This is a genomic window from Xanthomonas prunicola, assembly GCF_002846205.1.
GTDB lineage: Bacteria > Pseudomonadota > Gammaproteobacteria > Xanthomonadales > Xanthomonadaceae > Xanthomonas > Xanthomonas prunicola.
Genome location: NZ_PHKV01000001.1, coordinates 797,986 through 822,123, shown reverse-complemented (window position 1 = coordinate 822,123; position 24,138 = coordinate 797,986). Strand labels below are relative to the sequence as shown.

Here is a 24,138-nt window from a genome sequence, read left to right as displayed (position 1 = left end):
ACAGACTGGCTCGCATGCGCATTCTGCTGGTTGAAGACGATCTCTCACTGGGCGAGGGCATCCGCACCGCATTGCGGCGCGCCGCCTATGCAGTGGACTGGGTGCATGACGGCGTCAGTGCGTTGATGGCGCTACAGGAGGAGACCATGGATCTGGTCATCCTGGATTTGGGATTGCCGCGCATGGATGGCATCGAGGTCATTCGCACCGCACGTGCGCGTGCAGTGGACACGCCGATTCTGGTACTCAGCGCACGTGAGCGTGCAGCCGACCGCGCGCTTGGCCTGGATGTCGGTGCAGACGATTATCTGGGCAAGCCCTTCGACACCACCGAACTGTTGGCGCGCACGCGGGCCTTGTTGCGCCGCTCCGCCGGGCGCGCGCAGCCGGCACTGCAGGCCGGTGCGCTACGGTTGGATCCGGCCGGCATGTCGGTGCGCTGGCATGGCCGCGATCTGGATCTGACCCGTCGTGAGTTCGCACTGTTGTGGCTGCTGATGGAGCAACGTGGCCGGCCGATCGGTCGCGAACGCATCCAGCAACATCTCTATGGGTGGGACGAAGATGTCGCCAGCAATGCGGTGGACGTGCATGTGCACCAGTTGCGTCGCAAGCTGTCGGCAGCCGTGATCCGCACCGTTCGCGGCATTGGTTACGCGCTGGACGAACAGGCCGCACAGGCCGCTGCGGCCCCGCCACAGGCACCGCAATGAACTCGATTCGGCGTGTGTTGTTGCTGGCCTTGCTGGGCCTGTTGTCGTTGCTGATGCTGGCCGCTGCCGGTTTCAGCTATCGGGCGGGACTGCAGGAGGCCGGCGAGATGTTCGATGCACGCCTCGTGCAATCGGCACGCGTGCTGCTTTCGTTGGTGGATCAACCCCTGGACGATCTGCGAGCAGGCGAGCCGATCGTGATCCGCGGATGGCATGGGCAAGCGCAAGGCGTGGGCGAAGCATTGGCGTTCAACGACGGCCATGCCTACGAGACCAAACTGGCATTCCAGGTGCGCAACGCCGCCGGTGCGCTGCTCTTGCGTTCTGACAGCGCACCGGCGCAACCACTGGCACCGCTGCGTGCCGGCTATGCAGACGTACAACGTGCCGATGGCCAGTGGCGCACATTCACCCTGCGCTCGCCGGGCGGGCGCTGGTTCCAATCGGCCGAACGCGCCGATATTCGTGAGGAGCTTGCCGAAGACATCGCGCTGGGAACCTTGGTGCCGTTGCTGATTGCCCTGCCCTTGATGGGGTTGTTGATCTGGGCCGTGGTGAACTGGGCAATGCGCTCGCTGGTGCGTGTCTCCGACGAGATCGGCGAGCGCGACCCCAAGCGCTTGCAGCCGCTGCAGCCGCAGCATATGCCACGCGAGGTGCACGGCCTGGTGCGCGCGGTCAACGGATTGATGGACCGTGTGCAGGATGGCCTGGAACGGGAACGTCGCTTCATCGCCGATGCCGCGCATGAGCTGCGGACACCGATCGCGGCACTCAAAGTGCATGCGGCCAACCTGCGCCTTGCTGCCAATGCAGAGGAACGCGATGAGTCGCAGCAGCAACTCGATGCCAACGTGCTCCGCATCGAACGCATGATCGCCCAGCTGCTGGCCCTGAGCAGGGTCGAAGCGGTGGCTGCGCTGCCACAGCGCAGCGTGAGCCTGGACACTCTGGTACGCAGCGAGTCCGAAGATGTGCTGGCGCTGGCGACGCAGCGCCAGCAGGCAGTGGAGCTGGCACTGCAGCCGGTGATGGTCATCGCCGATGAAACCGCGTTGTCGTTGCTGCTGCGCAACCTGCTGGAGAACGCCGTGCGCTACACACCGGCGGGTGGCCGCATCCGGGTCAGCACGCACCACGTGCCGCTGCCGACCCTGATGGTGGAAGATTCCGGTCCCGGCATCCCGGAAGCGGCGCGCGCACGTGTGTTCCATCGTTTCCATCGCGAACTGGGCACCGGTGTGGAGGGCAGTGGGCTGGGTTTATCGATCGTGCACGACATCGCCGTGGCACACGCCGCGCGCGTGCAGCTGGATGCGTCGCCCACGTTGGGTGGCTTGCGCGTCAGCGTGCAATTTGCCGGCAACCCGATCAGCTGACAGACGATCCGTCGGCGAGGGCGGCATCATACCGACGAACGGCGCTTGACATCGGATCCGTTTACGCGCGTAATCGATAAAAATTACGGGTGTAATCGCATGTCGATCAGTGAAGCCGAAGCAGTGGTGATGCAGGTGCTCTGGGATGGCGCACCGCGCACGGCAGAAGAGGTGATCGCCGCGTTGGCGCACACCGGCTGGGCCGAGCCAACCATCAAGACCTTGCTCAACCGGCTGCTCACCAAAGGCGCCGTTGCCGCAGAAAAACACGGCCGCAAATATCACTACGCGCCGCTGCTGGCGCGCGCGCAATGGGTACAGCAGCAGAGCGAAGGACTACTGCAGCGGTTGTTCGGCGGGCGGGTTGCGCCACTGGTGGCGCACTTCAGCGAACGCGGGAAACTCAGCGCATCGGACATTGCCGAATTGAAGCGCCTGCTCAAGGAGTTGGACGATGCACCTTGACCTGCCATTGCTGTTGCGTGTCACGCTGTATAGCAGTGTCGCGCTACTCATTTGTCTGGTGCTGCGTCGCGCGCTGCGTGCCTGGCTGGGCGCAATATCTGCGTATGCGCTCTGGGCCGCTGTGCCGCTCGCAGTGTTGGCAGCTTGCATGCCGCGGCCGCCGATAGCGACAGCATTGCCGAAGATGCCGGCATTGGTCGCGATGCCGCTCACCTTGCAGGGGAATGAACACGTATGGGCCGGACAGCTGCTCGCTATCTGGTTAAGCGGTGCAGTTTCGATCGCCGTGGCGCTTTGGTGGCGCCAACGGAAATTCGTGCGCAGCCTGGGCGTATTGCATGTGCTCGACGGCGGGGTATGGGCGGCAACGCACGATGTGGGATTGCCGGTGTCGCTGGGTATCTGGCGCCCGCGCATCGTGCTGCCGATGGACTTCGACACGCGCTACACCGCCGCCGAGCGCAGCTTGATCCTGGCGCACGAGCGCCTGCATCTGCACCGTGGCGATCTGTATGCCAATCTGCTGGCCGCACTGTTGCTGTGCATCGGCTGGTGTAATCCGTTGATGCATCTGGCATGGCGCGCGTTCCGGCTGGATCAGGAACTGGCGTGCGACGCGGACGTCCTGACGCGCTACCCGGGCAAGCGCCGTAGCTACGCCACCGCAATGCTCAAGACCCAGTGCGGGGCAGCCTGGATGCCGACCACCTGCCATTGGAACGCGCCGCATGCACTCACCCAACGCGTGGCTGCCTTGTTGGGGCCTGCGGTGGACGTGCCGCGCGCGCGGTGGAACCTGCGTCTGGTGGTTGTATTGGCGGTGATGGTCAGCGGCGCCTGTTGGGCTTTCCAGCCTGCGCAGCTGCAGGGCAGGCACGTCCCTGGCAATGCGCTGGACTTCCACACCATGCAGCCGCCCAAGTATCCGCCTGACGCGGTCGCTGCTGGCCTGGCGGGATTTGTCGAACTGCAGATCGCGGTGAGCCCAACTGGAATGCCCGAGCACATCGCGATCGTGCGCAGCACCCCTGCTGGCGTGTTCGATCAGAGCGTGCTCGACACAGCACGCCACTGTCGCTTCACACCTGCGCTGGAGAATGGCAAGGCGATCGCGTCCGAGGTGCGCGTGCCGGTAAGGTTTGAATTGGATCCACCGGACGTGGCACCGGCACCTGCAGATATGGATGCCGATACCGACGCGGCTGGAATGCAACGGACTGCCGCACAGTCCGAGCGCGTTGCCAGCTGTGTCTCTGCGGGATGCGCGCCACGGGGCACGTCGCGATGAGCGGCCGTCTGGTCTGCAGCGTCGCACTGGCGCTTGCTGTGAGCAGCTGTGCCACCCATCAGGTCGTGGAGCAGGAGCGTAGCCAACGCGAGGATTCGGTGGATCAACGCATGCTGCCCTCGCAGCCGGATGGCGCTGGCACGGCGGGCATCGCATCCTACACGCTGGCGCCGACGCAGCGCTTTCGCATGCCGCGTGCGCTGCACAGCGAAGCGCCGGTACTGCCCGCCGATTCGCCGCGGCAGACCTTGGCGCCAACCACCGTCTGCGCGCACCTCATCCTGAGCGCGGAGGGCACGGTGCAGCGCGTCGAGCCGATGTCCGACCGCGACGAATGCGCCGCGGGACTACTGCCGGACAACGCCGATCTGATGCAAGCGGTGCGCACCACCGCGCAGCGATGGCAGTTCGTCCCAGCCGCGCTGTGTACCTATGCACCAGGTGTTGCGCAACCGGCCGCGCCGGACGACTGCACCGACGCTGCGCGGATCGAGCCGGTACCGGTGACGCTGTCGTTCGCGTTTACCTTCGAGGTGCGGCAAGGCAAGGTGAGTGTGCGGACCGGGAAGATCGCACGATCGCTGTAGCAGCCGTTGCGCGGCGTGCCGTGAAGGTGTGTTTGAAGGTGGCGACTTGACGCCAGCCAGCTCACGCTCAGCGCGTGCCACTGCAAAGGCGGGCAGTTAACTGAGTGACTGACGAGACGGACACCAGGCGTCACCGCTTGCATCGATGCCCGGATGACAACGCAGTCACCGCAAACGCCATACCAACGCCTACATCACCTTCAATCCAGCACATGCACGCTGTCGGCAATGCGCTGTACTTCATCGGGGTTGTGGCTGACGTAGAGCATCGGCAGGCGAATCTCGTCGCGTACGCGCTGCAGGTACGGGATCAATTCTTCGCGGCGCGCCTGATCCAGCGCCGACAGCGGTTCGTCGAACAGCAGGATCGCCGGTTGCGCCAGCAGGGCGCGGCCAATCGCCACGCGCTGCGCCTCGCCACCAGATAGGTTGCGCGGCCTGCGTTGCAACAGCGGCGCGATACCGAGCAAGGCCACCACATCGTCGAAGCCGAATGGTGCAGTGCCGCGCGCATGCCGGCCGTAGCGCAGGTTGCGGCGTACATCCAGATGCGGGAACAGCCGCGCATCCTGGAACACGTAACCGATCCGACGTTTGTGCGTGGGAAGGTCGATGCCCTGCCCGGCGTCGTACAGGCAGCGCCCATCGATACGAATATGCCCGGCATGCGGGTGCACCAAGCCGGCGATTGCATTGAGCACCGTGGTCTTGCCCGCGCCGGACGGACCCACCAGTGCGACCACGCGCGCGTCGTCGTGGATGCGGATGTGGCGGTCGAATGTGCCGCGTTGTAGGTGCAGATCGATATCCAGCATCAATCCTCCTCGTGCGGATGCGGCCGGCGTACCAGCCATTCGGACAGCAGCAGCGCTGCCAGCGAAATCGCCAGCGCCACGCCGGCCAGGCGCCAGATGCCCGATTCCATACCCGGTACCTGCATCAGCCCGTAAATGGCCGACGACAAGGTCTGCGTTTCGCCAGGGATGTTCGACACGAAGGTGATCGTTGCGCCGAACTCACCCAATGCCTTGGCGAACGCGAGCACCACGCCTGCGACCAGACCCGGCCAGGCCAGCGGCAAGGTGATGCTGAAAAATACCCGCCACGGCCCTGCGCCCAGCGTGGCGGCGGCAGCCTCCAGGCGCCGATCAGTGGCTTCGATGGACAGACGAATCGCGCGCACCATCAGCGGGAATCCCATCACCGCGCACGCGAGCGCCGCGCCGGTCCAACGGAACGCGAACTGGATGCCGAAGTGCTCCAGCAACCAGCTGCCCACCGCCCCCTGCGTGCCCAGCACCACCAATAGCGCATAGCCGGTGACCACCGGCGGCATCACCAATGGCAGGTGCAGTAGCGCATCCAGCAAGGCCTTGCCCGGAAAGCGCCGCCGCGCCAGCAGCCAGCCGCAGGCAATGCCCGGCGGCAGGCTGGCAAGCGCCGCGACGATCGCGACCTTGAGACTCAGGCCGATCGCGGTCAGCTCTTCCGTGGTGAACATCGACAAGCGGTGTGCCTCAATCCTTCAACGAAAAACCACGGCGCGCAAAGATCGCCTTGGCCGGCGTGCTTCCCAGCCAGGTCACGAATGCGGCAGTGGCGGGGTTGCGGCTGTTCTTCAATGCCGCAACCGGATACACGATGGCGTCATGGCTGTCGTCGGGGAAGGTGGCGACCACGCGCACCTTGGCATCGGCGCGTGCGTCCGAGCCATACACGATGCCCAGCGGTGCTTCGCCGCGCGATACCAGCATCAGCGCTGCGCGCACGCTTTCCGATTCGGCAAGGCGGTTGCTGACGCTGTCCCATTGGCCGAGCTTGCGCAACGCAGCTGCGGCGTATTTGCCGGCCGGCACGCTGGCGGTCTGGCCAACGGCCAGGCGCCCGTTCTCGCCAAGTGCTTTGGCAATGGCACCAGGCGTGCGCAGGTTCACGTGGAGTGTGCTGTTCGCCGGTGCGACCAATACCAGCGTGTTGCCGAGCAGGTTGTGTCGCTGCGCGGGCAGCACCAGGCCACGCTGCTGCAGATAGTCCATCCACTCCAGGTCGGCCGAAAAAAACACGTCCGCCGGTGCACCTTGTTCGATCTGGCGTGCCAGCGCAGAACTCGCCGCATACGACACCCGCACCGGCGTGCCAGTTGCCTTCTCGTATGCGACCGCGGCTTCGTCCATCGATTCTTTCAAGCTGGCGGCCGCAAACACCGTGACCGGTGCGGTCTGCGCACTCGCCAGCATGGGGAGTGACAGCATCAGCACGCACACCGCGCGCTGCCAGAAACCGATCATGCGCATGGGAAGCTCCTCATCAGGTAGCCCTGATCATAGCGGCTACGCGATGCGCACCGCGTGGCGAGGCTGTGCCCCCGCTACAGAACCACTCCGCTGCAGCGGCCGGCCTGAAGATTGGTCTGCAACGCCGGACCGATCAACTTGGGCTCGGGCAAGCTGGCGTCGCGCGCCTGCCGCTGCGCCACGAAGGTCTCGACATCCACGCCGTCGCGCACGTGGATATTGCTGCGCCGCTGTTCGCCAATGCTGGTCTGATGCGCCACCGCCCGCCCGCCCGGGCCGTAGTCGTGGCAAACGAAAACGCGGGTGCTGTCCGGCAGCGCGTACAGGCGCTGGATCGACGCAAACAACTTGCGCGCATCGCCGCCGGGGAAATCGCAACGCGCCGTGCCCGCATCGGGCATGAACAACGAATCGCCAGGAAACAGCGCATCGCCGATCAGATACGCAATGCTGTCGCTGGTGTGGCCGGGCACTGCGATGACGCGTGCTTGGATATCTCCAAGCATGAAGCGCTCGTCATCGGCAAACAGATGATCGAACTGCGAACCATCGGCACGAAAGTCCTCCGGCAACGCGTACTGGGGTGCGAGGGTCTGCTGCACCTGGCGAATGCCTTCGCCGATGCCAACACGCGCCTGCGGCCAGTGCTGTTTCAGCCACTGCGCAGCAGACAGGTGATCGGCATGCGCATGGGTTTCCAACAGCCACTGCAGCTGCCATCCGTGCTGCGCGATGGCCGCGAGGATGGCTTGCGCCGCGTGGGTGCCGATGATGCCGGTATCGGCCGCGTAGTCCAGGGCTGGGTCGATCACTGCCGCCGCACCGGTGGCCGCATCGGCGACCACGTAGGTGAAGGTGTTGCTGTCGGCATGAAAGAACGCAAGCACCTGGGGCTGCATCGGCGTCTCCACGTCAGGGGCTGGCCAGCGCTGCGTTGATGATGGCAGCGAGCCGGTCACCGGCGATGCGCAACTGCGTTTCTGCGATCGGGCGGTAGGTGGCGATATACGTAGGGGGCAACACGTGTGCGCTCGGGTACACACCCGGCGTGATGGCGATCTTGCACGAGGCCTGGGCCCATGCCGCAGCCGGCGGTGGCAGTACTGGAGATACCGCGGCAGCCGCTGGTAGGGCAAGCAGACGTTGCAGGTAGGCATCGTCGCTCAGATGGCTGTCGTTGAGCATGCCGCTGTCCCACAGGGAATGCAGGTTGCTGCCCTTGCCATCGATCTGCAGTTGGAAGTCGTTGCCGCCCTTGTCGTGCGCGTAGCCGGCGTGCATCGGCTGATGGATGTCGCCGACAAAATGCACCACGAACTTCAAGGCTTGGCGGCGCACGTCCAGTGGCTGTTTGCGATCTGCGAGCAGGGCGGTTTGCTGGTCGAGCGCGGCAATCACGCAGTTGCCGTCCGGGCAGTCGCGCGGCGGCGAATACGTGCAGTCGTGTTCGCCCAGATTGACGTAGTGCCACGGCCCGGAGCGCTTGCCCAGGTCGGGGTCGTGCTCGCGCAACTCATCGGCCCAGGAGGCCACACCGTGCAGCGTGGGGTCTGGCTCGCCGGCCAGCAATTGCGCCACCTGCGCACGTGCCTGCGGGCTCAGTTCGGTTTCGGCGATGCGCGCCACCAGACGGTGGCCTTGCGGACCCCAGGCCAACGCGGTGGTGGGGTGGATCGCGGCGGCCAGTGCCGTCGCAATAACGAATGCTGGGGGGAATAAATTTTTCATTCCGCGATTGTACGCATCGGTCCGGGACGGTTTGATGGCCGTTTCGGACCTGCGACAGCCACGCCTCAGCATGGCGCCGGCACTGCGTAGACAGGCGAACAATCCCTGGCGCACAGTCCGTTGGGCGGGCGTGGACGCCGAGCTCAGGACCGCAATGTACGAGCGGTATGTACCGCACCGAGCGCCGGCCGCGTCGTCTGGCGGTTGCGCAGTCGTTTTGTTAGCCGCTCTTAGTAATACACCAGGTACGACACGCCATAGGTCAGTGGGTCGATCCGCGCCTTGCCCAGCCGCGCACCGTTGAAGTCGACGTTGCTGCGCGAATCGGTCCAGCGTGCATCCACGCGCAGGCCGCTGCGCTCGTTGAAGATGAAGTCCACGCCAACATGCGCGGTGGCGCCGACCGAATCGCTGAAGCGCAGATCGCCGTTGCCAAATGTCGGCTCGGTGTCTTCGCCCAGGAACGTGGTGTAGTTGATGCCCACGCCCACGAACGGCGAAACCGTGCCATAGCCGTTGATGTGGTACTGCAACAGCACGCTCGGCGGTACCGACCAATAGCTGCCCACCTTGCCGCCGCCCTGCAGTTCGAACTCGTGCTTGCCCGCCACTGCCGCATGCACTTCGAGTCCCAGGTTGTTGCGCAGGAAGTATTCGTAGGTGAACGACAACGTCGGCGCGCCCTTGATGTCGGCCTGCGCGCCGCCGAAGGTGCCGCTGTTGGACTTGGGCGAGACATAGCCGGCGCCGTAACCGGTCGTCCAATGGCCGGCCGACTGGGCGAAGGCGGGTGCGGCCGAGGCGGCCAGTGCGATGGCGAGGGCGGTGCGAGTCAGCGTGTTCATGGAATCCCCGGTAAGTCGAACAGACGGTCGACGTGACCGACCTGTCCGCAACTCCGGCGGTGGATGCACGTCCCTGGGCAGCAAGTGTGCCAGAGATGCGCCGCCCACGCCGCAGGGGATCAGAACCGGTGCACGTAGGCCACGCCGTAGACCAGCGGGTCGATGTTGACTGTGCCAATGCGGTTGCCATCCAGGCGCGCTTCGCTCTCGATATCGATCCAGCGCAGGTTGACGCGGAGTGCGCCGCGCTCGCCGAGCGTGTAGTCCATGCCGGCATGCAATGCCACGCCCCAGCAATCGCCCAACTCTAAATCGCTGCCGGCCAGCGCGCGGCGGGTGTCGGTGCTGAAGAACCGCGTGTAGTTGATGCCGACGCCAACGAATGGCGAGAGCTTGCCCTGGCCGTTGAAGTGATACTGCAACGAGATCATCGGCGGCAGTTGCTTGGTGCTGCCAACCCGGCCCAGGCCGCGGATCGCGATGTCGTGCTCGAACGGCAGCGCCGCCAGCACTTCGACGCCCAGGTCGTGGGCGATGAAATATTCCGCCGTGAACGTGGGTTTGATGTCCTTGCCCACTTCCGCCTTGAGCGTGCCACCGGCCAGGCGGCCGTTGTCGGACTTGGGAGCGACCTGATGGGCGCCGACGGCAACGGTCCAGTCGCCTTTGGATTGCGCCAGTGCGGGGAGGCTGATGAACGCGGCGGCGAGGCCGGCGAGCAGAAGATGAGCGCGCAGACGCATAGGATTTCTCGTTGGGTGCAATGGATGCAGGAAGTCTTGCGGCGCGGCGTCGCCGCTGCCTTGATCCTGATCAATTCGGCCGCGCGCTCCGGCGGCCGGTCGTGCGGTGACTTGCTGCAAGCCACGCCGACGGCAGCGTGCGCGGCGAGCGGCTGGCTGCAGTGACGCATTGCATCTGCAGCATCGCGTGATGCACAGGCATCAGTGGCGGCGGGGAGGAGAACGAACGTGCGCGTTGGCGTCGATAGCGAAGCGATTGTCTGCGCGAGCTGCACTCACCTGGTCCCACGCAACTGCCGTGTGCCTATCCACTTTGTGTACCGCCAAGCCGTGATGGCTGACGATCAGCCACGTGCGCGCGCGTCATGCCAAGCAGAGGCCCCAGGTGACGGTGGGGGTCTCAACGGGCAGGGGCAGTATCGATATCCACGCGGTGCGGAAATCCCACTGTGCGGGGTGCATGAATACGCTTTTCAGTGCATCAGCCTGTATCTAAGTAATTGAAATTGATGAACTATCGTGGTCTTGCGTTGGCGATGCATGCAGCTGGCCCGAGGCCATCGACCATCGATCGGCAACCGATGCCATGACGGGAGCCATGGTCGGTTCTGCTTGCTCACTCCGATCGACTGGGCGCAACTGCGGGGGCGGTTCCTCACGACGCGTGGCGCTTGGAGCGCCTGTCCCCGCCACTGGCTAACCAATCCCCAATCCACCGCCCGCAACACACGGCTGCGGACAAGTGACGCTGCTAGAATGACAGCCCCTTTCCATCCGCCGCGCTGTCGCGGCTGCAGGAGCTAGTGAACATGGCAATCAAGGTTGGCATCAACGGATTCGGTCGCATCGGCCGCAACGTGCTGCGCTCTGCGGTGCAGAACTTCGCCAATGACATCGAGATCGTGGCCATCAATGACCTGCTCGAGCCCGACTACCTGGCCTACATGCTGCAGTACGACTCGGTGCATGGCCGCTTCAAGGCCGACGTTTCGGTCGACGGCAACACGCTGATCGTCAATGGCAAGAAGATCCGCCTGACCCAGGAACGCGACCCGGCCAACCTCAAGTGGGATGCCGTCGGCGCCGAGGTGGTGATCGAGTCCACCGGCCTGTTCCTGACCAAGGACACCGCGCAGAAGCACATCGACGCCGGCGCCAAGAAGGTGATCCTGTCGGCCCCGTCCAAGGACGACACGCCGATGTTCGTCTACGGTGTCAACGACAAGACCTACAACGGCGAGGCGATCGTCTCCAACGCCTCGTGCACCACCAACTGCCTGGCACCGCTGGCCAAGGTCATCAACGACAAGTGGGGCATCAAGCGCGGCCTGATGACCACCGTGCACGCGGCCACTGCGACGCAGAAGACCGTGGACGGCCCGTCCAACAAGGATTGGCGCGGCGGCCGCGGCATCCTGGAAAACATCATTCCGTCCTCCACCGGCGCGGCCAAGGCCGTGGGCGTGGTGATCCCCGAGCTCAACAAGAAGCTCACCGGCATGAGCTTCCGCGTACCGACCTCGGACGTGTCAGTGGTCGACTTGACGGTTGAACTGGAAAAGCCGGCGACCTACGCCGAGATCTGCGCCGAAGTGAAGGCACAGAGCGAAGGCGCCTTGAAGGGCGTGCTGGGTTACACCGAAGACAAGGTCGTGGCTACCGACTTCCGCGGCGAAACCTGCACCTCGGTGTTCGACGCCGACGCCGGCATCGCGCTGGACTCGACCTTCGTCAAGCTGGTGTCCTGGTACGACAACGAGTGGGGCTATTCCAACAAGTGCCTGGAAATGGTGCGCGTTGTCGCCAAGTAAGCCGTCACGCCGGCGACAAAAAAAAAGCGCCTACGGGCGCTTTTTTTGTGCCTGCCGGGTGGCATCGGCGCGGCGGAGCACCGATGCTGAGATCACTCGGCTTGGATGCGCATGTCCTCGCCGCTGCCGGTGACCTTGACCCGGCTGCCGACCGCGAGCCCGGCCACTTCGGCGCTGGGCTTGGACACCACCACCTGCGACTTGTTGTCGAAGCGGATCTTCACCATGTAGTGCGCGGCCGGGCCATTGCCGGCGATCTTGGCGCCCGCGCTGCGGCCCGCAGCCTCGCCGGCTCCGGCCACCAGCGCCGTGGTGCCGATGCCGGCGGAGTCGGCCTTGCTGCTCTTGATGCCGAAGACGCTGCCGGCAATGCCGCCGAGCGTGCCGCCCACGTCGGTCATCTTCCTGGTGCGTTCGGGCACGTCATCGCCCTTGTTCTCGATCGGCTCCAGCGCCACGATCGCACCGTGGCGTGGACCGGCGGCCAGCGCCGGGGCGCTCAGTGCCAGCAGCGTCAATGCGATCGCCGAGCAGGCGACACGGGCGAGCGGTTTCTTTGCGGTCATCTGTGTTGCCCCTGTAGGTATCAATCTAAAAGCCGGCCGGGCGCGGCGTCTACTTCTTCTTCTTTGGGCTGCCCCAGCCGCGGAAGTACGGCTTGCACTTGCTGCCGGCGAAGTCGTAGCGGGTGATGATGCCTTCGGCATTGGCGACGAAGGTGACCTCGCAATGGTACTCGGCTGGCACGAACACGGTCTGGCTGCGCTGGTTTTGCTCGAAGATCGGCGTGGGCGCGACGCCGTTGCCGCCGGGGGCCATGCCGATCACCCCGCCCTGCTCGGTCCAGTAGTCGGTTCGGTAATGCTCCTTGACACCGAAGTTGTAGGTGTAGGCGGTTTCGTGGGTTTCGGTGTTTTCCGAGGTGTACAGGCCGCTGTCCACCGGCCACTGCATCATCAGCTCGCTGGCATCGTGACCGATCCAACTGCGTGCGACCTCTTCTGGACTACTGAACATTCCCGCTGAAGCAACGGGAACGAAGCCGAGTACGGATGCGGCACACATTGCAGTCAAAAAAGGGGCGTGTTGCCGTACAGGCATTGCGGTGACCTCCTTGTACCAAAACACAGCTGCCAAATGCGAGATGCGCCCGTGGAAAAACTGCATCACGCTTACGCCTTCTACCATGCCGGAACGGTGCCCGCAAGCATCCGATTAGGTGCCGCCGTCTCGGTCGGGCTTGGATGTCCCTTGCGACACATCTGCCGACACGCTTGTCGGCGCCTGACGTCCCTACTCAGGTTTTGCATGCAATGCATAGACAGAACCGCTTTAAGTATTTAAGAAAGATAGTTGTGTGGGTCAATCTTTGGAGGACGTGCGCCTGGGTATCTGTTTTGCTGCTGACTTGTGCGCTGTCGATGTGAGCGATAGCCAATACGCAAATGACGCGTAACGGTGGGTCAATTGGTTGGCAGAAAGCGCCGAAACAACTGGAAAGGCCTTTATCCTGTTCTCCTTCTTTGGCTTACGGTACCTTCGCGAGCTTGTTCAAGCTGGTGTCCTGGTACGACAACGAGTGGGGCTACTCCAACAAGTGCCTGGAGATGTTGCGGGTTGTTGCCAAGTAAGTGTTGGGCTCAGTGATAAAGGAGGCCCCGGCATGCCGGGGCTTTTTTGTTATCAATTTGCTGTTTCTTGCACTGCGACGCCTTCCTTGGCTGCTCAGAAGTGGACTTTGATGGACTCACGTGCGCTAATTTGCGGGCACGGCGGCCGTTCCCGTGTCGTGTACGAAGGATCGGGGAACTCCATGGATCGAGAGATAAAGTGATGAATAAGTTTCTGGCAGGCGCTTTGGCGCTGGGTGTTGTTGTTGCGTTTTCCATGCCGTCCAACAGTTGGGCTGCAAAAAAGCAGACCGGAACGCCGGCCTGGATGAATGCCGATGGTGAGGTGATCAAGTCGTCCGATGTCGAGGCGGGCTACGGCGAGACGGTCAAGGGGATCAATGATTACGAAGGCGAGATCACCGGCAAGCCGGCGCCTGGCAGCAAGTTCACCCAGCTCAAGATCGGTATGCCGATGAAGCAGGTGACTGATCTGATCGGTCAACCGAACGATCAGGGTTCTTACGTGACCGGCAAGGCATTTATCCCATTCTTCTTTGGTGGCGATCGCTATCGTTATGAGATGGCCTATAAAGGCCAGGGTCGCCTGGTGTTTGCTGGCAAGTCGATGGATACCGGCGGCAACCTGATCTGGATCATCCATAACAAGAACGACAGCGGCTACCGCGAATAACTAGTCAAAACGCCCGGTTCTCCGGGCGTTTTCATCTCTGGGGCGCACGGAATCACGCGTGCGGCTGCTGCTTGTCGACTCTTCAACCAACCGTCTGATCGAGAGGTCGGCTGCCCAGTCGTGGCCTGAAGCTGTATGGTTCGCGCATTCGGCTGGACGCCGGCTCGGGGTTGGTGCGTTGGAAACGATAATCGTGTTGGCGGCCCTGGTACTGATTGCCGTGCCTGTGGGTGTAGTGGTGGCGCTGGTGTGGATTGCCGGGTTGCGGCGGCGGGTGGCCTCGCTGGAGCAACGGCTTGCGCAGTGGCAGACCGGCACTGCGGAGCGCGCGGATGCGCCAGCGTACGCGCAGGGCAGGACGTGGGAGCGGCCCGAGGTGGTGTCCGATCTCGACGCCGGGCTAGGTTCCCGTGCGGACGGCAATGTGCCAGTGTCCGGCACGTCTGGCGCAGCTCAACGTGGCGAAAGCTGGCAGGTGGCTGCTGCTGCGGAGCAGAACGCGGTCGATGTGTCCGTGGTGCCGCCACCGTTGCCTGCGCAGACCCCTGCAGCTGCGATGGCGCGCGATGGAACCGCGATGTCGGAAGTTCCCGGCCAGCACTCTCAGCCGGCGCAACCGCAACCTACACAGCCGCAGCCACCGCAACGACCTCAGATTCCGTCCGAGCCCGGCGTCATCGTGCGTGCAGCCAGCGCATTGAAGCGTTGGTTTACCGAAGGCAATGTACCGGTCAAGGTCGGCATGCTGGTCCTGTTGGCAGGGGTGGCATCGCTGCTGAAGTACGCCAGCGACCAGGGCTGGATGCGGATGCCGATCGAGCTGCGCTTGGCCGGCATCAGCGTTCTCGCATTGGTCGGTCTGGTGTTTGGTTGGAAGCAACGCGAGCAGCGGCCGGGTTTTGCGTTGGCATTGCAGGGCGGCGCCATTGGCGGCTTGCTGTTGACGGTGTTCGCGGCCTTCAAGTTGTACGCGTTGCTGGATGCTGGACCTGCGCTGGGCATCAGCGTGGTGCTGATCGCGGGCATGTGCGTGTTGGCCGTGTTGCAGGATTCGCGCACGCTGGCGGTGCTGGGCGTGCTGGCCGGCTTCCTTGCGCCGATCTGGTTGTCCACCGGCAGCGGCAATCATGTCGGGCTGTTTACCTATTACGCGGTACTCAACGCCGGCATCGTGGCGATTGCGTGGCTGCGTCCGTGGCGCGTGCTGAACCTGCTGGGGTTTGCGTTCACTTTCGGCATCGGTATTGCGTGGGGCGCGCTGCAATACACCCCGGCAAAATTCGCCACCACCGAGCCGTTCCTGTTGCTGTTCTTCGCCATGTACGTGGCGATCCCGGTAGTGCATGCGCGCCGCGGCGACGGCAGTGCAGGCAAGGTCATCGATGGCAGCCTGTTGTTCGGGACACCGCTGGTGGCCTTCGCGTTGCAGGCACGCTTGCTTGAGGGCGATCGGCTGCCGCTCGCGTTGTGCGCGGTGGCGGTGGCCGCGGTGTATGCAGGCCTGGCAAGCTGGTTGTTGCGCCGGGCTTCCACGCGCTTGCTGGGCCAGGCGCACGCGATGCTGGCGGTCGGCTTCGCCACCCTGGCGATTCCGCTGGCATTGTCGGCACGTGCCACTGCGAGCGTGTTCGCGCTGGAAGGCGTCGGCCTGTTGTGGCTGGGCTTACGCCAGCAACGGCGGATCCCGCAGATCAGCGGCGTGGCGCTGCAGTTGCTCGCGGCGGTAGGTGTCGCCTTCGGTGTGGATGCCTGGCGCTACGACGCGGTAGCGGTAGCCAACGCGACCTGCATGAGCACGTTGCTGATCGCGCTTGCTGGCTGGGCGAGCGCCTGGTTCCTGCGCGATGCAGGGCATCCACGGCGTGCGCTGGTGGCGTATCTGTGGGGGCTGGGCTGGTGGACGTTCTGCGGTGTGCACGAGATCCTGCGCTTTGCCGATCTGCGCAGCGAACCAGATCTGCTGCTGGGCTTTGTCGCACTCAGCCTGTGGCTGGCGGCAGAAGTGCATCGCCGTCGTCCCGCAACGGCGTTGGTGTGGACGGTGATGTCGGGTCTGGTGCTGGCAGCGCCATTGGCACTGTGGCAGGGCCAAGCGCATACCCAGCCGTTCGCGCATTGGGGCGCGCTGGCGTGGGGTGTGTTTGCGGTGGCGGGCGCACGTGCGCTGTGGTGCCTGCGTACGCAGCAAGGCGCTGGCGCGATGGCGGCGCAGTTCATCTGGTGGCTGCTATGGCCATTGGTGGTCGCGTTGGGTGCAGCCTGGTTGGCCGATGCGTTCTTGCTGGCGAATGGCTGGCGTTGTGCCTTGCTGGCGGCGCCTTGGCTGGCCGTGGCGACCCTGGGATTATTGCGTTGGCCCTGGCTGGCATGGCCGCAGGGCGCCAGCTTCGATCCTGCGCGCAACGCGTTGCTGAGTTGCGTGTTCGCGGTGCTGGGCATCGGCTGGCTATTGGTGTTGCTGGACCCGGTGAGCGCGGCGCCGTTGCCGTGGTTGCCGCTGCTGAATCCGGCCGAGCTGGTGCAATTGGCGGTGCTGGCCTTGCTCGCGCGCTGGGCCTGGTTGGTACCGGCGCCGGCATTGCTGCAGCGTTGGCGCGTGACCGCGCTTGGGGTGCTCGGCTGGGCATTGATCACCGGCAGCACCTTGCACAGCGTGCATCACTGGGGCGGCGTGCCGTGGGATTCTGCGTTGATCGGTGCCACCTTGTCGCAGACCAGCCTCACCATCGTGTGGAGCGTGCTGGGCGTGCTGGGCTGGGTGATCGGCTCGCGTCGCGGGCAGCGTGGGTTGTGGCTGGGCGGCGCGTTGCTCATGGGTCTGGTGCTGGCGAAGCTGGTGTTGGTCGACCGCCAGCATCTGGGCAACTTGCTCGGCATCGGCTCGTTCATGGCCTATGGTCTGTTGTGCACCGTAGTGGGCTACCTGGCGCCGGCACCGCCGCGCCCGCTGGCGACAGAAGCGACTGCTGTCGAAGACGACGGCGTCGAAAAGGAGCAGGCATGAAATCGATGCGATGGGCGCTACTGGTGATGGTGCCGATGCTGGCGCATGCCGCTGATGTGCGGCAGGACTACCGCCAGCAGTGGCCGCTGCAGGTAACTGGCTCGGATGCCGGCATCTATCAGTTGACCTTGAACGCGGCGGTGTATCGCGCCGCGCACGACGCGGCGCTGCGCGATGTCACGGTGATCGATGCGCGTGGCGAAGAGCTGCCCGCCGCCTGGTTGCCGGCGGATGCAGCACCGGCGGCTGCGGCGCGCCGGCAGCGCCTCCCCCTCTTTGCGCTGCCGGCCGGTGCGGCGCCGGCCAATGGCGATCTGCAACTGATCGCCGAGCGCGATGCCAGCGGTGCGGTACGTCGTCTCGAAGGCCGCGTTGCGACCGGGGCTGCCGCCGCGGCAGGCAACGGTGGGAGCTGGTTGATCGATGCCAGCGCATTGCGCGATCGCCCGCGTGCCCTGCTGCTGGATTGGGACGGCGACATGCCGGTGCAGGCTCAGTTGCGCGTGGAAGGCAGCGACGATCTGCGCGACTGGCGCGTGCTTGCTTCAGACGCCACGGTGATGGCGCTGGACAATCAGACGCAGCGATTGCAGCAGCGCCGGATCGCACTCGATGAGGGCGCGCGTTATCTGCGCCTGGTGCCGGTGTCGGGCCAGTTGCCCGCGTTGCGCGTGGTCGAGGCGGAGCTGGAGGGCATCACCGCGCCCGCACCGCTGCAGTGGCTTGAATTGCCAGGCACCGCGAAAGATGCAGCGGTGGTGTATGCCTTGCCGGGACGCTTTCCGATCACTCAGCTCGATGTCGGTGGCAGTCAGGCCGAGGCCGTCGAGTGGATCGTGGCAAGTCGTGATGCCGATGATGCGCCATGGGTACAGCGTGCCGGCCCCTGGTTGGCGTATCGGCTGGTCAAGGGCGCGGCCGCCGCGTCGTCGCCGCAACTGCTGTCTGCCCCGGTGCGCGATCGCCAATGGCGGCTGGTCGCTGCGCAAGGGCGCAGTACCGCGGTGCCGAGCTTGCGCGTGGGGTATCAGCCCGAGCGGCTGATGTTTCTCGCCCAGGGCCAGCCGCCGTATGCGCTGGTCGCTGGCAGTGCGCGTGCGCACCGCGGCGACGCACCGCTGGCCTCGATGCTGCAGGCACTGCGGCGCGAACGCGGGGCGCAGTGGCAACCGGCGCAGGCCAATGTCGCTGGGCAGGCACAGCCGCTGGCGGGCGAGGCCGCGCTGCAACCGGCCGCCACGCCGCGCGACTGGAAACGTTGGTTGCTGTGGGGCCTGTTGGTCGGTGGTGCCTTGCTGGTCGGTGGTTTTGCGGTGAGTCTGCTGCGCAGTGCATCGGCCAATCGCAACGGCTAAGCGCACCCGCGTCGCGCGGCGGTTTGCCGCTGCGGCGCGAAGGTCCGACAATAGATGTCCCTCGTGACCCAGGCAGCCGTAGTGCCCGTCGTGTTCGACCAAGCGTCCCCCGCGTTGCCAACCGGATTGGCGGCGTCACGCGTGGTGAGCCATCCGCGAACTACGCCACCCGCGTCACCGCGCAACGACATCACAATGGCTGACCACCGCCAGCTGCCATCGCAACCATTGGCCGTTACGGCACAGCGCTCAGACGCTTGCCACGGCACGCATGCTGCGTCTTCTGCATGACCAATTCCCCATCCCCCTCCCTAGACCGAACGAGCTGAGCCCATGTCCATTGTCCGCATGACCGACCTCGATCTCTCCGGCAAGCGCGTGTTGATCCGCCAGGATCTCAACGTGCCGATCGACAACGGCCAGATCACCTCCGAGCAGCGCATCACCGCCTCGGTGCCCACCATCAAGCTGGCACTGGAGAAGGGCGCGGCCGTCATGGTCACCTCGCACCTGGGCCGCCCCAAGGAAGGGAGTTGGACCGAAGAAGATTCGCTGGCGCCGGTGGCCACGCGTCTGGCTGCGTTGCTGGGCGTGGACGTGCCGCTGGTCCGCGACTGGGTCGACGGCGTGGAGGTCGCACCGGGCCAGGTGGTGTTGCTGGAAAATTGCCGCATGAATGTCGGTGAAGGCAAGGACGACGAGACGCTGGCGCGCAAATACGCCGCGTTGTGCGATGTGTTCGTGATGGATGCCTTCGGCACCGCGCACCGCGCGCAGGCCTCCACGCATGGCGTGATCCGTTTCGCGCCAGTCGCAGCGGGTGGCCCGCTGTTGATGGCCGAACTCGACGCACTGGCCAAGGCGCTGGACAACCCGGCCAAGCCACTGCTGGCGATCGTGGCCGGCAGCAAGGTCTCCACCAAGCTGGAGTTGCTGTCCAACCTGGTCAACAAGGTCGACCAGCTGATCGTCGGCGGCGGCATCGCCAATACCTTCATCGCTGCAGCCGGACACCACGTGGGCAAGTCGTTGAACGAGCCGGACTTGATCCCGACCGCCAACCAGATCGTGGCCGACGCCAAGGCGCGTGGCGCAGAGATTCCGCTGCCCACCGATGTGGTCGTTGCCAAGCAGTTCCTGCCCGATGCCGAGGCCAGCGTGAAGTCGTTGGATGCGGTCGATGCCGATGACCTGATCCTGGATATCGGCCCGCAAACCGCGCAGCGCTACGCAGCGCTGATCGCAAGCGCCGGCACCGTGGTGTGGAACGGGCCGGTCGGCGTGTTCGAATTCGAGTCCTTCAGCCACGGCACCGAAACGCTGGCACGTGCGATCGCCAGCTCCAAGGCGTTCTCGATTGCCGGTGGTGGCGACACCTTGGCCGCAGTGGACAAGTACGGTATCGCCAAGGACGTCACCTACATTTCCACTGGCGGCGGTGCGTTCCTGGAGTTTCTGGAAGGCAAGACCTTGCCGGCAGTGGCCGCACTCGAGGTCCGCGGTCAGTGAGTGCAGCCACGCTGTTTTTCGATCTGGACGGCACGCTGGTGGATTCGGAACCGGGCATCGTTGCCAGCATCGTGCATGCCTTCGACGAACTCGGGCAGCCGCGGCCCTCTGCGCAGACCTTGCGCGCCTGGATCGGCCCGCCCTTGCGCGACAGCTTCACCGAGTGTTTTCCGAACGATCCAGAGGTGGTGCAGCGTGCGCTTGGGCTCTACCGCGCACGTTACGACGCGGTGGGCTGGACCGAACTCAGTGTGTTCGACGGCATTGGTGAGGTTGTCACCGGCTTGCAGCGCGCCGGTCATCGTCTGGCGGTGGTCACGTCCAAGAATGAACGTTATGCGCGGCGCATCGTCGAGCATCTGCCCTTCGGCGCGTGCTTCGAGGACGTGATCGGTGCCAGCGAAGACGGCGAACGTCGCTTCAAGCCGGACCTCATTGCCGAAGCGCTGCGCCGTCTGCAGATCGAGAAAACTGGCTGCGTGATGATCGGCGACCGGCGCATGGATATCGATGGCGCCAATCACCACGGTCTCCATAGCATCGGCGTGTTGTGGGGCTTCGGCGAGGAGCTCGAATTGCGTGCCGCCGGTGCCGGTGCGCTGGCACGCACGCCGGCTGAACTGGCGGCGTTGCTTCAGTGATGAACAGTGTGCGCCGGCCGTTGCGTTCGCTTGGTCGACGCGCTGCAACCGCGGTTCGCATCGCGCAGAACACTCTTCACCGCTGCCGGGTTAGGGTGGCGACCGCCTGCGTTGCTCATGGCAGCGCAGGCGTAGGCGTACGTACTGTCCCGCACTGTCTGTAAGACATGCCGGAAACGGAGGAGGGCTATGCCGCAATGCCATCCTCGGTGCGTGACGTGTGTGTTAAGTTTCGCGGCTTTTACAGGGAGGCCATCATGAAAGAACGTCAACGCCGCACCAAAATCCTCGCCACCCTCGGACCGGCAACGGATGCGCCCGGTGTGCTGGATACGCTGTTCAAGGCGGGCGTCAACGTGGTGCGCCTCAACTTCAGCCATGGCGACCCGTCCGGGCAGGCCAAGCGCGCTGCCGAAGTGCGTGCCGCCGCCGCGCGCGTCGGTGCCGAAGTCGGCATCCTGGCCGACTTGCCGGGCCCGAAGATCCGTATCGAGCGTTTTGCCGAAGGCAAGATCAAGCTGACCATGGGCGATCGCTTCGACCTGGTGGCCGATGCCAATGCGCCGGCCGGCGACCAGCACCAGGTCGGCGTGAGCTACCTGGGCCTGCCGCAGGACGTGACTGCTGGCGACGTGCTGCTGCTGGACGATGGCTTGGTGCAGCTGCAGGTCACCGACGTGCAGGGCGCGCGTATCGTCACTACCGTCCTCAACGATGGCGTGTTGTCCGACCGCAAGGGCCTCAACAAGCAGGGCGGCGGCTTGTCGCTGGGCGCGCTGACCGAGCGCGACAAGGAGCTGATCGGCATCGTTGCCAAGATCGGCGTGGACTTCATTGCGGTGTCGTTCTGTCGCAACGCGCAGGACATGCACGACGCGCGTCAGATCGCCCAGCAGCACGGCTGCGATGCGCAGCTGGTGTCCAAGATCGAGCGCACCGAAGCGATCGAAAACCTGGTCGAGATCGTCGAAGCCTCCGATGTGGTGATGGTGGCGCGTGGCGATCTGGGCGTTGAAATCGGCGACGCCGAATTGCCTGGCCTGCAGAAGAAGATCATTCGCGAATCGCTGGCGCAGAACAAGGTGGTGATCACCGCCACCCAGATGCTGCAGTCGATGGTCGAAAGCCCAATCCCGACCCGCGCCGAAGTGCTGGACGTGGCCAACGCGGTCATCGACGGTACCGATGCGGTGATGCTCTCGGCCGAAACCGCTGCCGGTGCCTATCCGGTGCGTGCGGTGGAAGCGATGGCGCGCATCTGCCTGGGTGCCGAGCACCAGTTCGAATTCGATACCGACTTCGAAGCGGCGCAACGCAATCTGCAGCGCGCCGACCAGGCCATCGCGATGGCGACCATGTTCCTGTCCGAGCACATCGGTCTGGGCGGCGTGGTGGCCTTGACCGAATCCGGCGGCACGCCGCGCTTCCTGTCGCGCTTCCGCTCCAACATGCCGATCTACGCCTTCACCCGTCACGATGGCGCGCGTCGCCAGATGGCGATGATGCGCGGCGTGTTCCCGATCAATTTCGACAGCCGCGGCCTGACCCCGCGCGAAGCCGCACGTGCGGCGATCCGTCTATTGGTAGAGAACGAGCGCATGGGCCCGGGCGACCGCGTGGTCTTCACCAGCGGCGAGCACATGGAAACGCACGGCGCCACCAACACGCTGCGTCTGCTGGAAGTGGGCGAAGACGGCCGCGCCACCGGTCTGGGCGAGCTGTAACGCCTGGTGACGGCATCCGGCACATGACCTGAGTCGGAGGAAAGACGTATCACGCAACGGCGGCCCCAGGGTCGCCGTTGTGCTGTGTGGCGATGGCGGGCGCGGGGCAAGCGCTCAGCGGTGGCCAATTGTTGGTCTATGGCTGGATTCAGCAACTGCCTAGACCGCTCAACATCGTAATCGCACTGCCGTAACGGCGCGGGTATGGCGTGCTAAGTGTCGCGCAAGCTGACGCCTGTCTACGATGTACCGCACGCCGCATGCGCGCAGCTCTATGCAGAAGGCGAAGCGGCTAAGGCGATCAACATCCACTAATTCCACCAACTCACAGATGGCTTCAGTGTCAACCGCGCCGCCGTACATTATTTCAGCCATGTATCACAACACCGCATGCAACAAGCCACGCGCCATGCTCAGCTCTGCCGACTCCCGACTCCCGCGATGCGAGCACCACCCCACATCCTGTCATGCACGTCACGTGTAATCGGTTGCAGGCATTCCGTGAAGGAATGTGTACGACTTTCGTCGCTATACTTTCGTTCTCCCCCGCAGCTGCCACAGGAACTACATGAGCATCGAACAGCTTGCCGAAACCGCCCAGGCCATGGTCGCCCCGGGCAAGGGCATCATCGCCATCGACGAATCGACCAGCACGATCGCCAAGCGTTTTGCCAGCGTCGGCATCGAGAACATCGAAGAAAATCGCCGCGCCTACCGCGAACTGCTTCTGACCACGCCCAAGCTGAGCGACTACATCTCCGGCGCCATCCTGTTCGACGAGACCATCCGTCAGAAGACCAAGGACGGCGTGCCGTTCGCCGAGTACATGACCGCCCACGGCATCATCCCGGGCATCAAGGTCGACAAGGGCGCGCAGCCGCTGGCCGGCATGCCGGGCGAACTGGTCACCGAAGGCCTGGACGGCCTGCGTGCGCGTCTGGAGGAGTACTACACGCTGGGTGCGCGTTTCGCCAAATGGCGTGCGGTCATCAACATCGGCGAAGACATTCCGTCCGGCACCTGCATCGAGGCCAACTCGCATGCGCTGGCGCGTTACGCCGCGCTGTGCCAGGAGCAGGGCCTGGTGCCGATGGTCGAGCCGGAAGTGATCATGGACGGCAGCCACGACATCGAAACCTGCTACGAAGTCACCGAAGCCACGCTGCGTTCGCTGTTCGGTGCACTGTATGAGCAGAACGTCGTGCTCGAAGGCACCATCCTGAAGGCTTCGATGGTCATCTCCGGCAAGAGCTGCGAAGAGCAGGCCAGCATCGAAGAGGTGGCCGAGTCCACCGTGATGTGCCTGAAGTCGACCGTGCCGGCGATCCTGCCGGGCATCGTGTTCCTGTCCGGTGGCCAGACCGACGAGCAGTCCACCGCGCACCTCAACGAAATGCACCAGCTCGGCAATCTGCCGTGGCCGCTGAGCTTCTCCTACGGCCGCGCCATGCAGCAGGCCGCACTGAAGCTGTGGGCCAAGGACATGACCGGCAACTTCGCCAAGGCCCAGCAGATCATTTACGAGCGTGCCAAGGAAAATGGCCTGGCTGCCCTGGGTAAGTGGAAGGGTTGATCGATTGACGACGGCTGCAAGGCCCTCGCATCGATAAAACGAAAACGCCGGCACAGGTGCCGGCGTTTTTGTGTGTGGCATCCAAACGTTCATCAGGATGCACATGCCAATGCAAAGGGCGCCTTGCGGCGCACTTTGCTTCAATCAGCTGCTTCGATCCACTTGGTCGATGCGA

General features: G+C 64.5%; 23 protein-coding genes. 14 read left to right on the top strand and 9 right to left on the bottom strand.

Annotated features, from left to right (window positions below; genetic code table 11):
- Window positions 1–14 precede the first annotated feature (14 nt).
- The 5 genes from XpruCFBP8353_RS03650 (at window position 15) to XpruCFBP8353_RS03630 (ending at window position 4,432) form a co-directional block, all read left to right on the top strand.
- Window positions 15–713 (top strand): response regulator, encoded by a 699-nt coding sequence (locus XpruCFBP8353_RS03650; protein WP_101361946.1) that lies wholly within the window; start codon window positions 15–17, stop codon window positions 711–713.
- Between the two features lie 17 nt (window positions 714–730).
- Complete coding sequence (locus XpruCFBP8353_RS03645; RefSeq protein WP_101362467.1) at window positions 731–2,092, top strand: ATP-binding protein; 1,362 nt, start codon at window positions 731–733, stop codon at window positions 2,090–2,092.
- Between the two features lie 99 nt (window positions 2,093–2,191).
- On the top strand, window positions 2,192–2,557 hold the full coding sequence (locus XpruCFBP8353_RS03640; RefSeq protein ID WP_101361945.1) for a BlaI/MecI/CopY family transcriptional regulator: 366 nt from the start codon (window positions 2,192–2,194) through the stop codon (window positions 2,555–2,557).
- Window positions 2,547–3,845: a TonB family protein gene (locus tag XpruCFBP8353_RS03635; protein WP_101361944.1), complete on the top strand. Its 1,299-nt coding sequence runs from the start codon at window positions 2,547–2,549 to the stop codon at window positions 3,843–3,845. The genes XpruCFBP8353_RS03640 and XpruCFBP8353_RS03635 overlap by 11 nt, the downstream gene beginning before the upstream one ends.
- Window positions 3,842–4,432, top strand: a complete 591-nt coding sequence (locus XpruCFBP8353_RS03630) for a hypothetical protein (RefSeq protein ID WP_101362466.1) — start codon at window positions 3,842–3,844, stop codon at window positions 4,430–4,432. Before XpruCFBP8353_RS03635 ends, XpruCFBP8353_RS03630 begins: the two co-directional genes overlap by 4 nt.
- Window positions 4,433–4,632: 200 nt before the next feature.
- On the opposite strand, the gene modC is transcribed toward XpruCFBP8353_RS03630, so the two are convergent.
- The 7 genes from modC to XpruCFBP8353_RS03595 form a co-directional block, all read right to left on the bottom strand.
- The gene (gene modC / locus XpruCFBP8353_RS03625) at window positions 4,633–5,247 is read right to left on the bottom strand and encodes a molybdenum ABC transporter ATP-binding protein (RefSeq protein WP_101361943.1); all 615 of its coding nucleotides are present in this window, start codon (window positions 5,245–5,247) and stop codon (window positions 4,633–4,635) included.
- Complete coding sequence (gene modB / locus XpruCFBP8353_RS03620; RefSeq protein WP_207759591.1) at window positions 5,247–5,933, bottom strand: molybdate ABC transporter permease subunit; 687 nt, start codon at window positions 5,931–5,933, stop codon at window positions 5,247–5,249. The genes modC and modB overlap by 1 nt, the downstream gene beginning before the upstream one ends.
- A gap of 16 nt (window positions 5,934–5,949) precedes the next feature.
- A complete protein-coding gene (modA, locus tag XpruCFBP8353_RS03615) occupies window positions 5,950–6,726 on the bottom strand; it encodes a molybdate ABC transporter substrate-binding protein (protein WP_101361941.1) in 777 nt (258 codons plus the stop codon).
- Window positions 6,727–6,800: 74 nt separating this feature from the next.
- The gene (locus tag XpruCFBP8353_RS03610; protein ID WP_101362464.1) at window positions 6,801–7,625 is read right to left on the bottom strand and encodes an MBL fold metallo-hydrolase; all 825 of its coding nucleotides are present in this window, start codon (window positions 7,623–7,625) and stop codon (window positions 6,801–6,803) included.
- A gap of 13 nt (window positions 7,626–7,638) precedes the next feature.
- Window positions 7,639–8,412 (bottom strand): S1/P1 nuclease, encoded by a 774-nt coding sequence (locus tag XpruCFBP8353_RS03605; RefSeq protein ID WP_101362465.1) that lies wholly within the window; start codon window positions 8,410–8,412, stop codon window positions 7,639–7,641.
- Window positions 8,413–8,684: 272 nt separating this feature from the next.
- Complete coding sequence (locus XpruCFBP8353_RS03600; protein WP_101361940.1) at window positions 8,685–9,299, bottom strand: OmpW/AlkL family protein; 615 nt, start codon at window positions 9,297–9,299, stop codon at window positions 8,685–8,687.
- A 119-nt stretch (window positions 9,300–9,418) separates the two neighbouring features.
- A complete protein-coding gene (locus tag XpruCFBP8353_RS03595; RefSeq protein WP_101361939.1) occupies window positions 9,419–10,042 on the bottom strand; it encodes an OmpW/AlkL family protein in 624 nt (207 codons plus the stop codon).
- Here XpruCFBP8353_RS03595 and XpruCFBP8353_RS23675 point away from each other — a divergent pair.
- A complete protein-coding gene (locus tag XpruCFBP8353_RS23675) occupies window positions 10,025–10,207 on the top strand; it encodes a hypothetical protein (protein WP_133126076.1) in 183 nt (60 codons plus the stop codon). The two genes, XpruCFBP8353_RS03595 and XpruCFBP8353_RS23675, sit on opposite strands and share 18 nt — an antisense overlap.
- A 644-nt stretch (window positions 10,208–10,851) precedes the next feature.
- On the top strand, window positions 10,852–11,853 hold the full coding sequence (gene gap, locus XpruCFBP8353_RS03590; protein WP_101361938.1) for a type I glyceraldehyde-3-phosphate dehydrogenase: 1,002 nt from the start codon (window positions 10,852–10,854) through the stop codon (window positions 11,851–11,853).
- A gap of 92 nt (window positions 11,854–11,945) precedes the next feature.
- Here the strand turns inward: gap and XpruCFBP8353_RS03585 are convergent, their stop codons facing one another.
- Entirely contained in the window at window positions 11,946–12,419 is a 474-nt protein-coding gene (locus XpruCFBP8353_RS03585) for a hypothetical protein (protein ID WP_243391037.1), read from the bottom strand.
- 49 nt (window positions 12,420–12,468) lie between these two features.
- Complete coding sequence (locus tag XpruCFBP8353_RS03580; protein WP_101362462.1) at window positions 12,469–12,954, bottom strand: hypothetical protein; 486 nt, start codon at window positions 12,952–12,954, stop codon at window positions 12,469–12,471.
- Window positions 12,955–13,740: 786 nt separating this feature from the next.
- Here XpruCFBP8353_RS03580 and XpruCFBP8353_RS03575 point away from each other — a divergent pair.
- The 7 genes from XpruCFBP8353_RS03575 (at window position 13,741) to XpruCFBP8353_RS03535 (ending at window position 23,963) form a co-directional block, all read left to right on the top strand.
- Window positions 13,741–14,157 carry a hypothetical protein gene (locus XpruCFBP8353_RS03575; RefSeq protein WP_207759590.1) on the top strand — a complete coding sequence of 139 codons (417 nt, stop codon included), beginning with the start codon at window positions 13,741–13,743 and terminating at the stop codon, window positions 14,155–14,157.
- 178 nt (window positions 14,158–14,335) lie between these two features.
- Complete coding sequence (locus tag XpruCFBP8353_RS03570) at window positions 14,336–17,161, top strand: DUF2339 domain-containing protein (RefSeq protein WP_101361936.1); 2,826 nt, start codon at window positions 14,336–14,338, stop codon at window positions 17,159–17,161.
- Entirely contained in the window at window positions 17,158–18,516 is a 1,359-nt protein-coding gene (locus XpruCFBP8353_RS03565) for a DUF3999 domain-containing protein (protein ID WP_101361935.1), read from the top strand. The genes XpruCFBP8353_RS03570 and XpruCFBP8353_RS03565 overlap by 4 nt, the downstream gene beginning before the upstream one ends.
- Before the next feature lie 333 nt (window positions 18,517–18,849).
- Window positions 18,850–20,025 (top strand): phosphoglycerate kinase, encoded by a 1,176-nt coding sequence (locus XpruCFBP8353_RS03555; RefSeq protein WP_101361934.1) that lies wholly within the window; start codon window positions 18,850–18,852, stop codon window positions 20,023–20,025.
- Window positions 20,022–20,666: an HAD family hydrolase gene (locus XpruCFBP8353_RS03550; RefSeq protein WP_101361933.1), complete on the top strand. Its 645-nt coding sequence runs from the start codon at window positions 20,022–20,024 to the stop codon at window positions 20,664–20,666. Before XpruCFBP8353_RS03555 ends, XpruCFBP8353_RS03550 begins: the two co-directional genes overlap by 4 nt.
- 257 nt (window positions 20,667–20,923) lie before the next feature.
- The gene (gene pyk / locus XpruCFBP8353_RS03545) at window positions 20,924–22,390 is read left to right on the top strand and encodes a pyruvate kinase (RefSeq protein WP_101361932.1); all 1,467 of its coding nucleotides are present in this window, start codon (window positions 20,924–20,926) and stop codon (window positions 22,388–22,390) included.
- Between the two features lie 568 nt (window positions 22,391–22,958).
- Entirely contained in the window at window positions 22,959–23,963 is a 1,005-nt protein-coding gene (locus XpruCFBP8353_RS03535) for a class I fructose-bisphosphate aldolase (protein ID WP_101361931.1), read from the top strand.
- Window positions 23,964–24,138 lie beyond the last annotated feature (175 nt).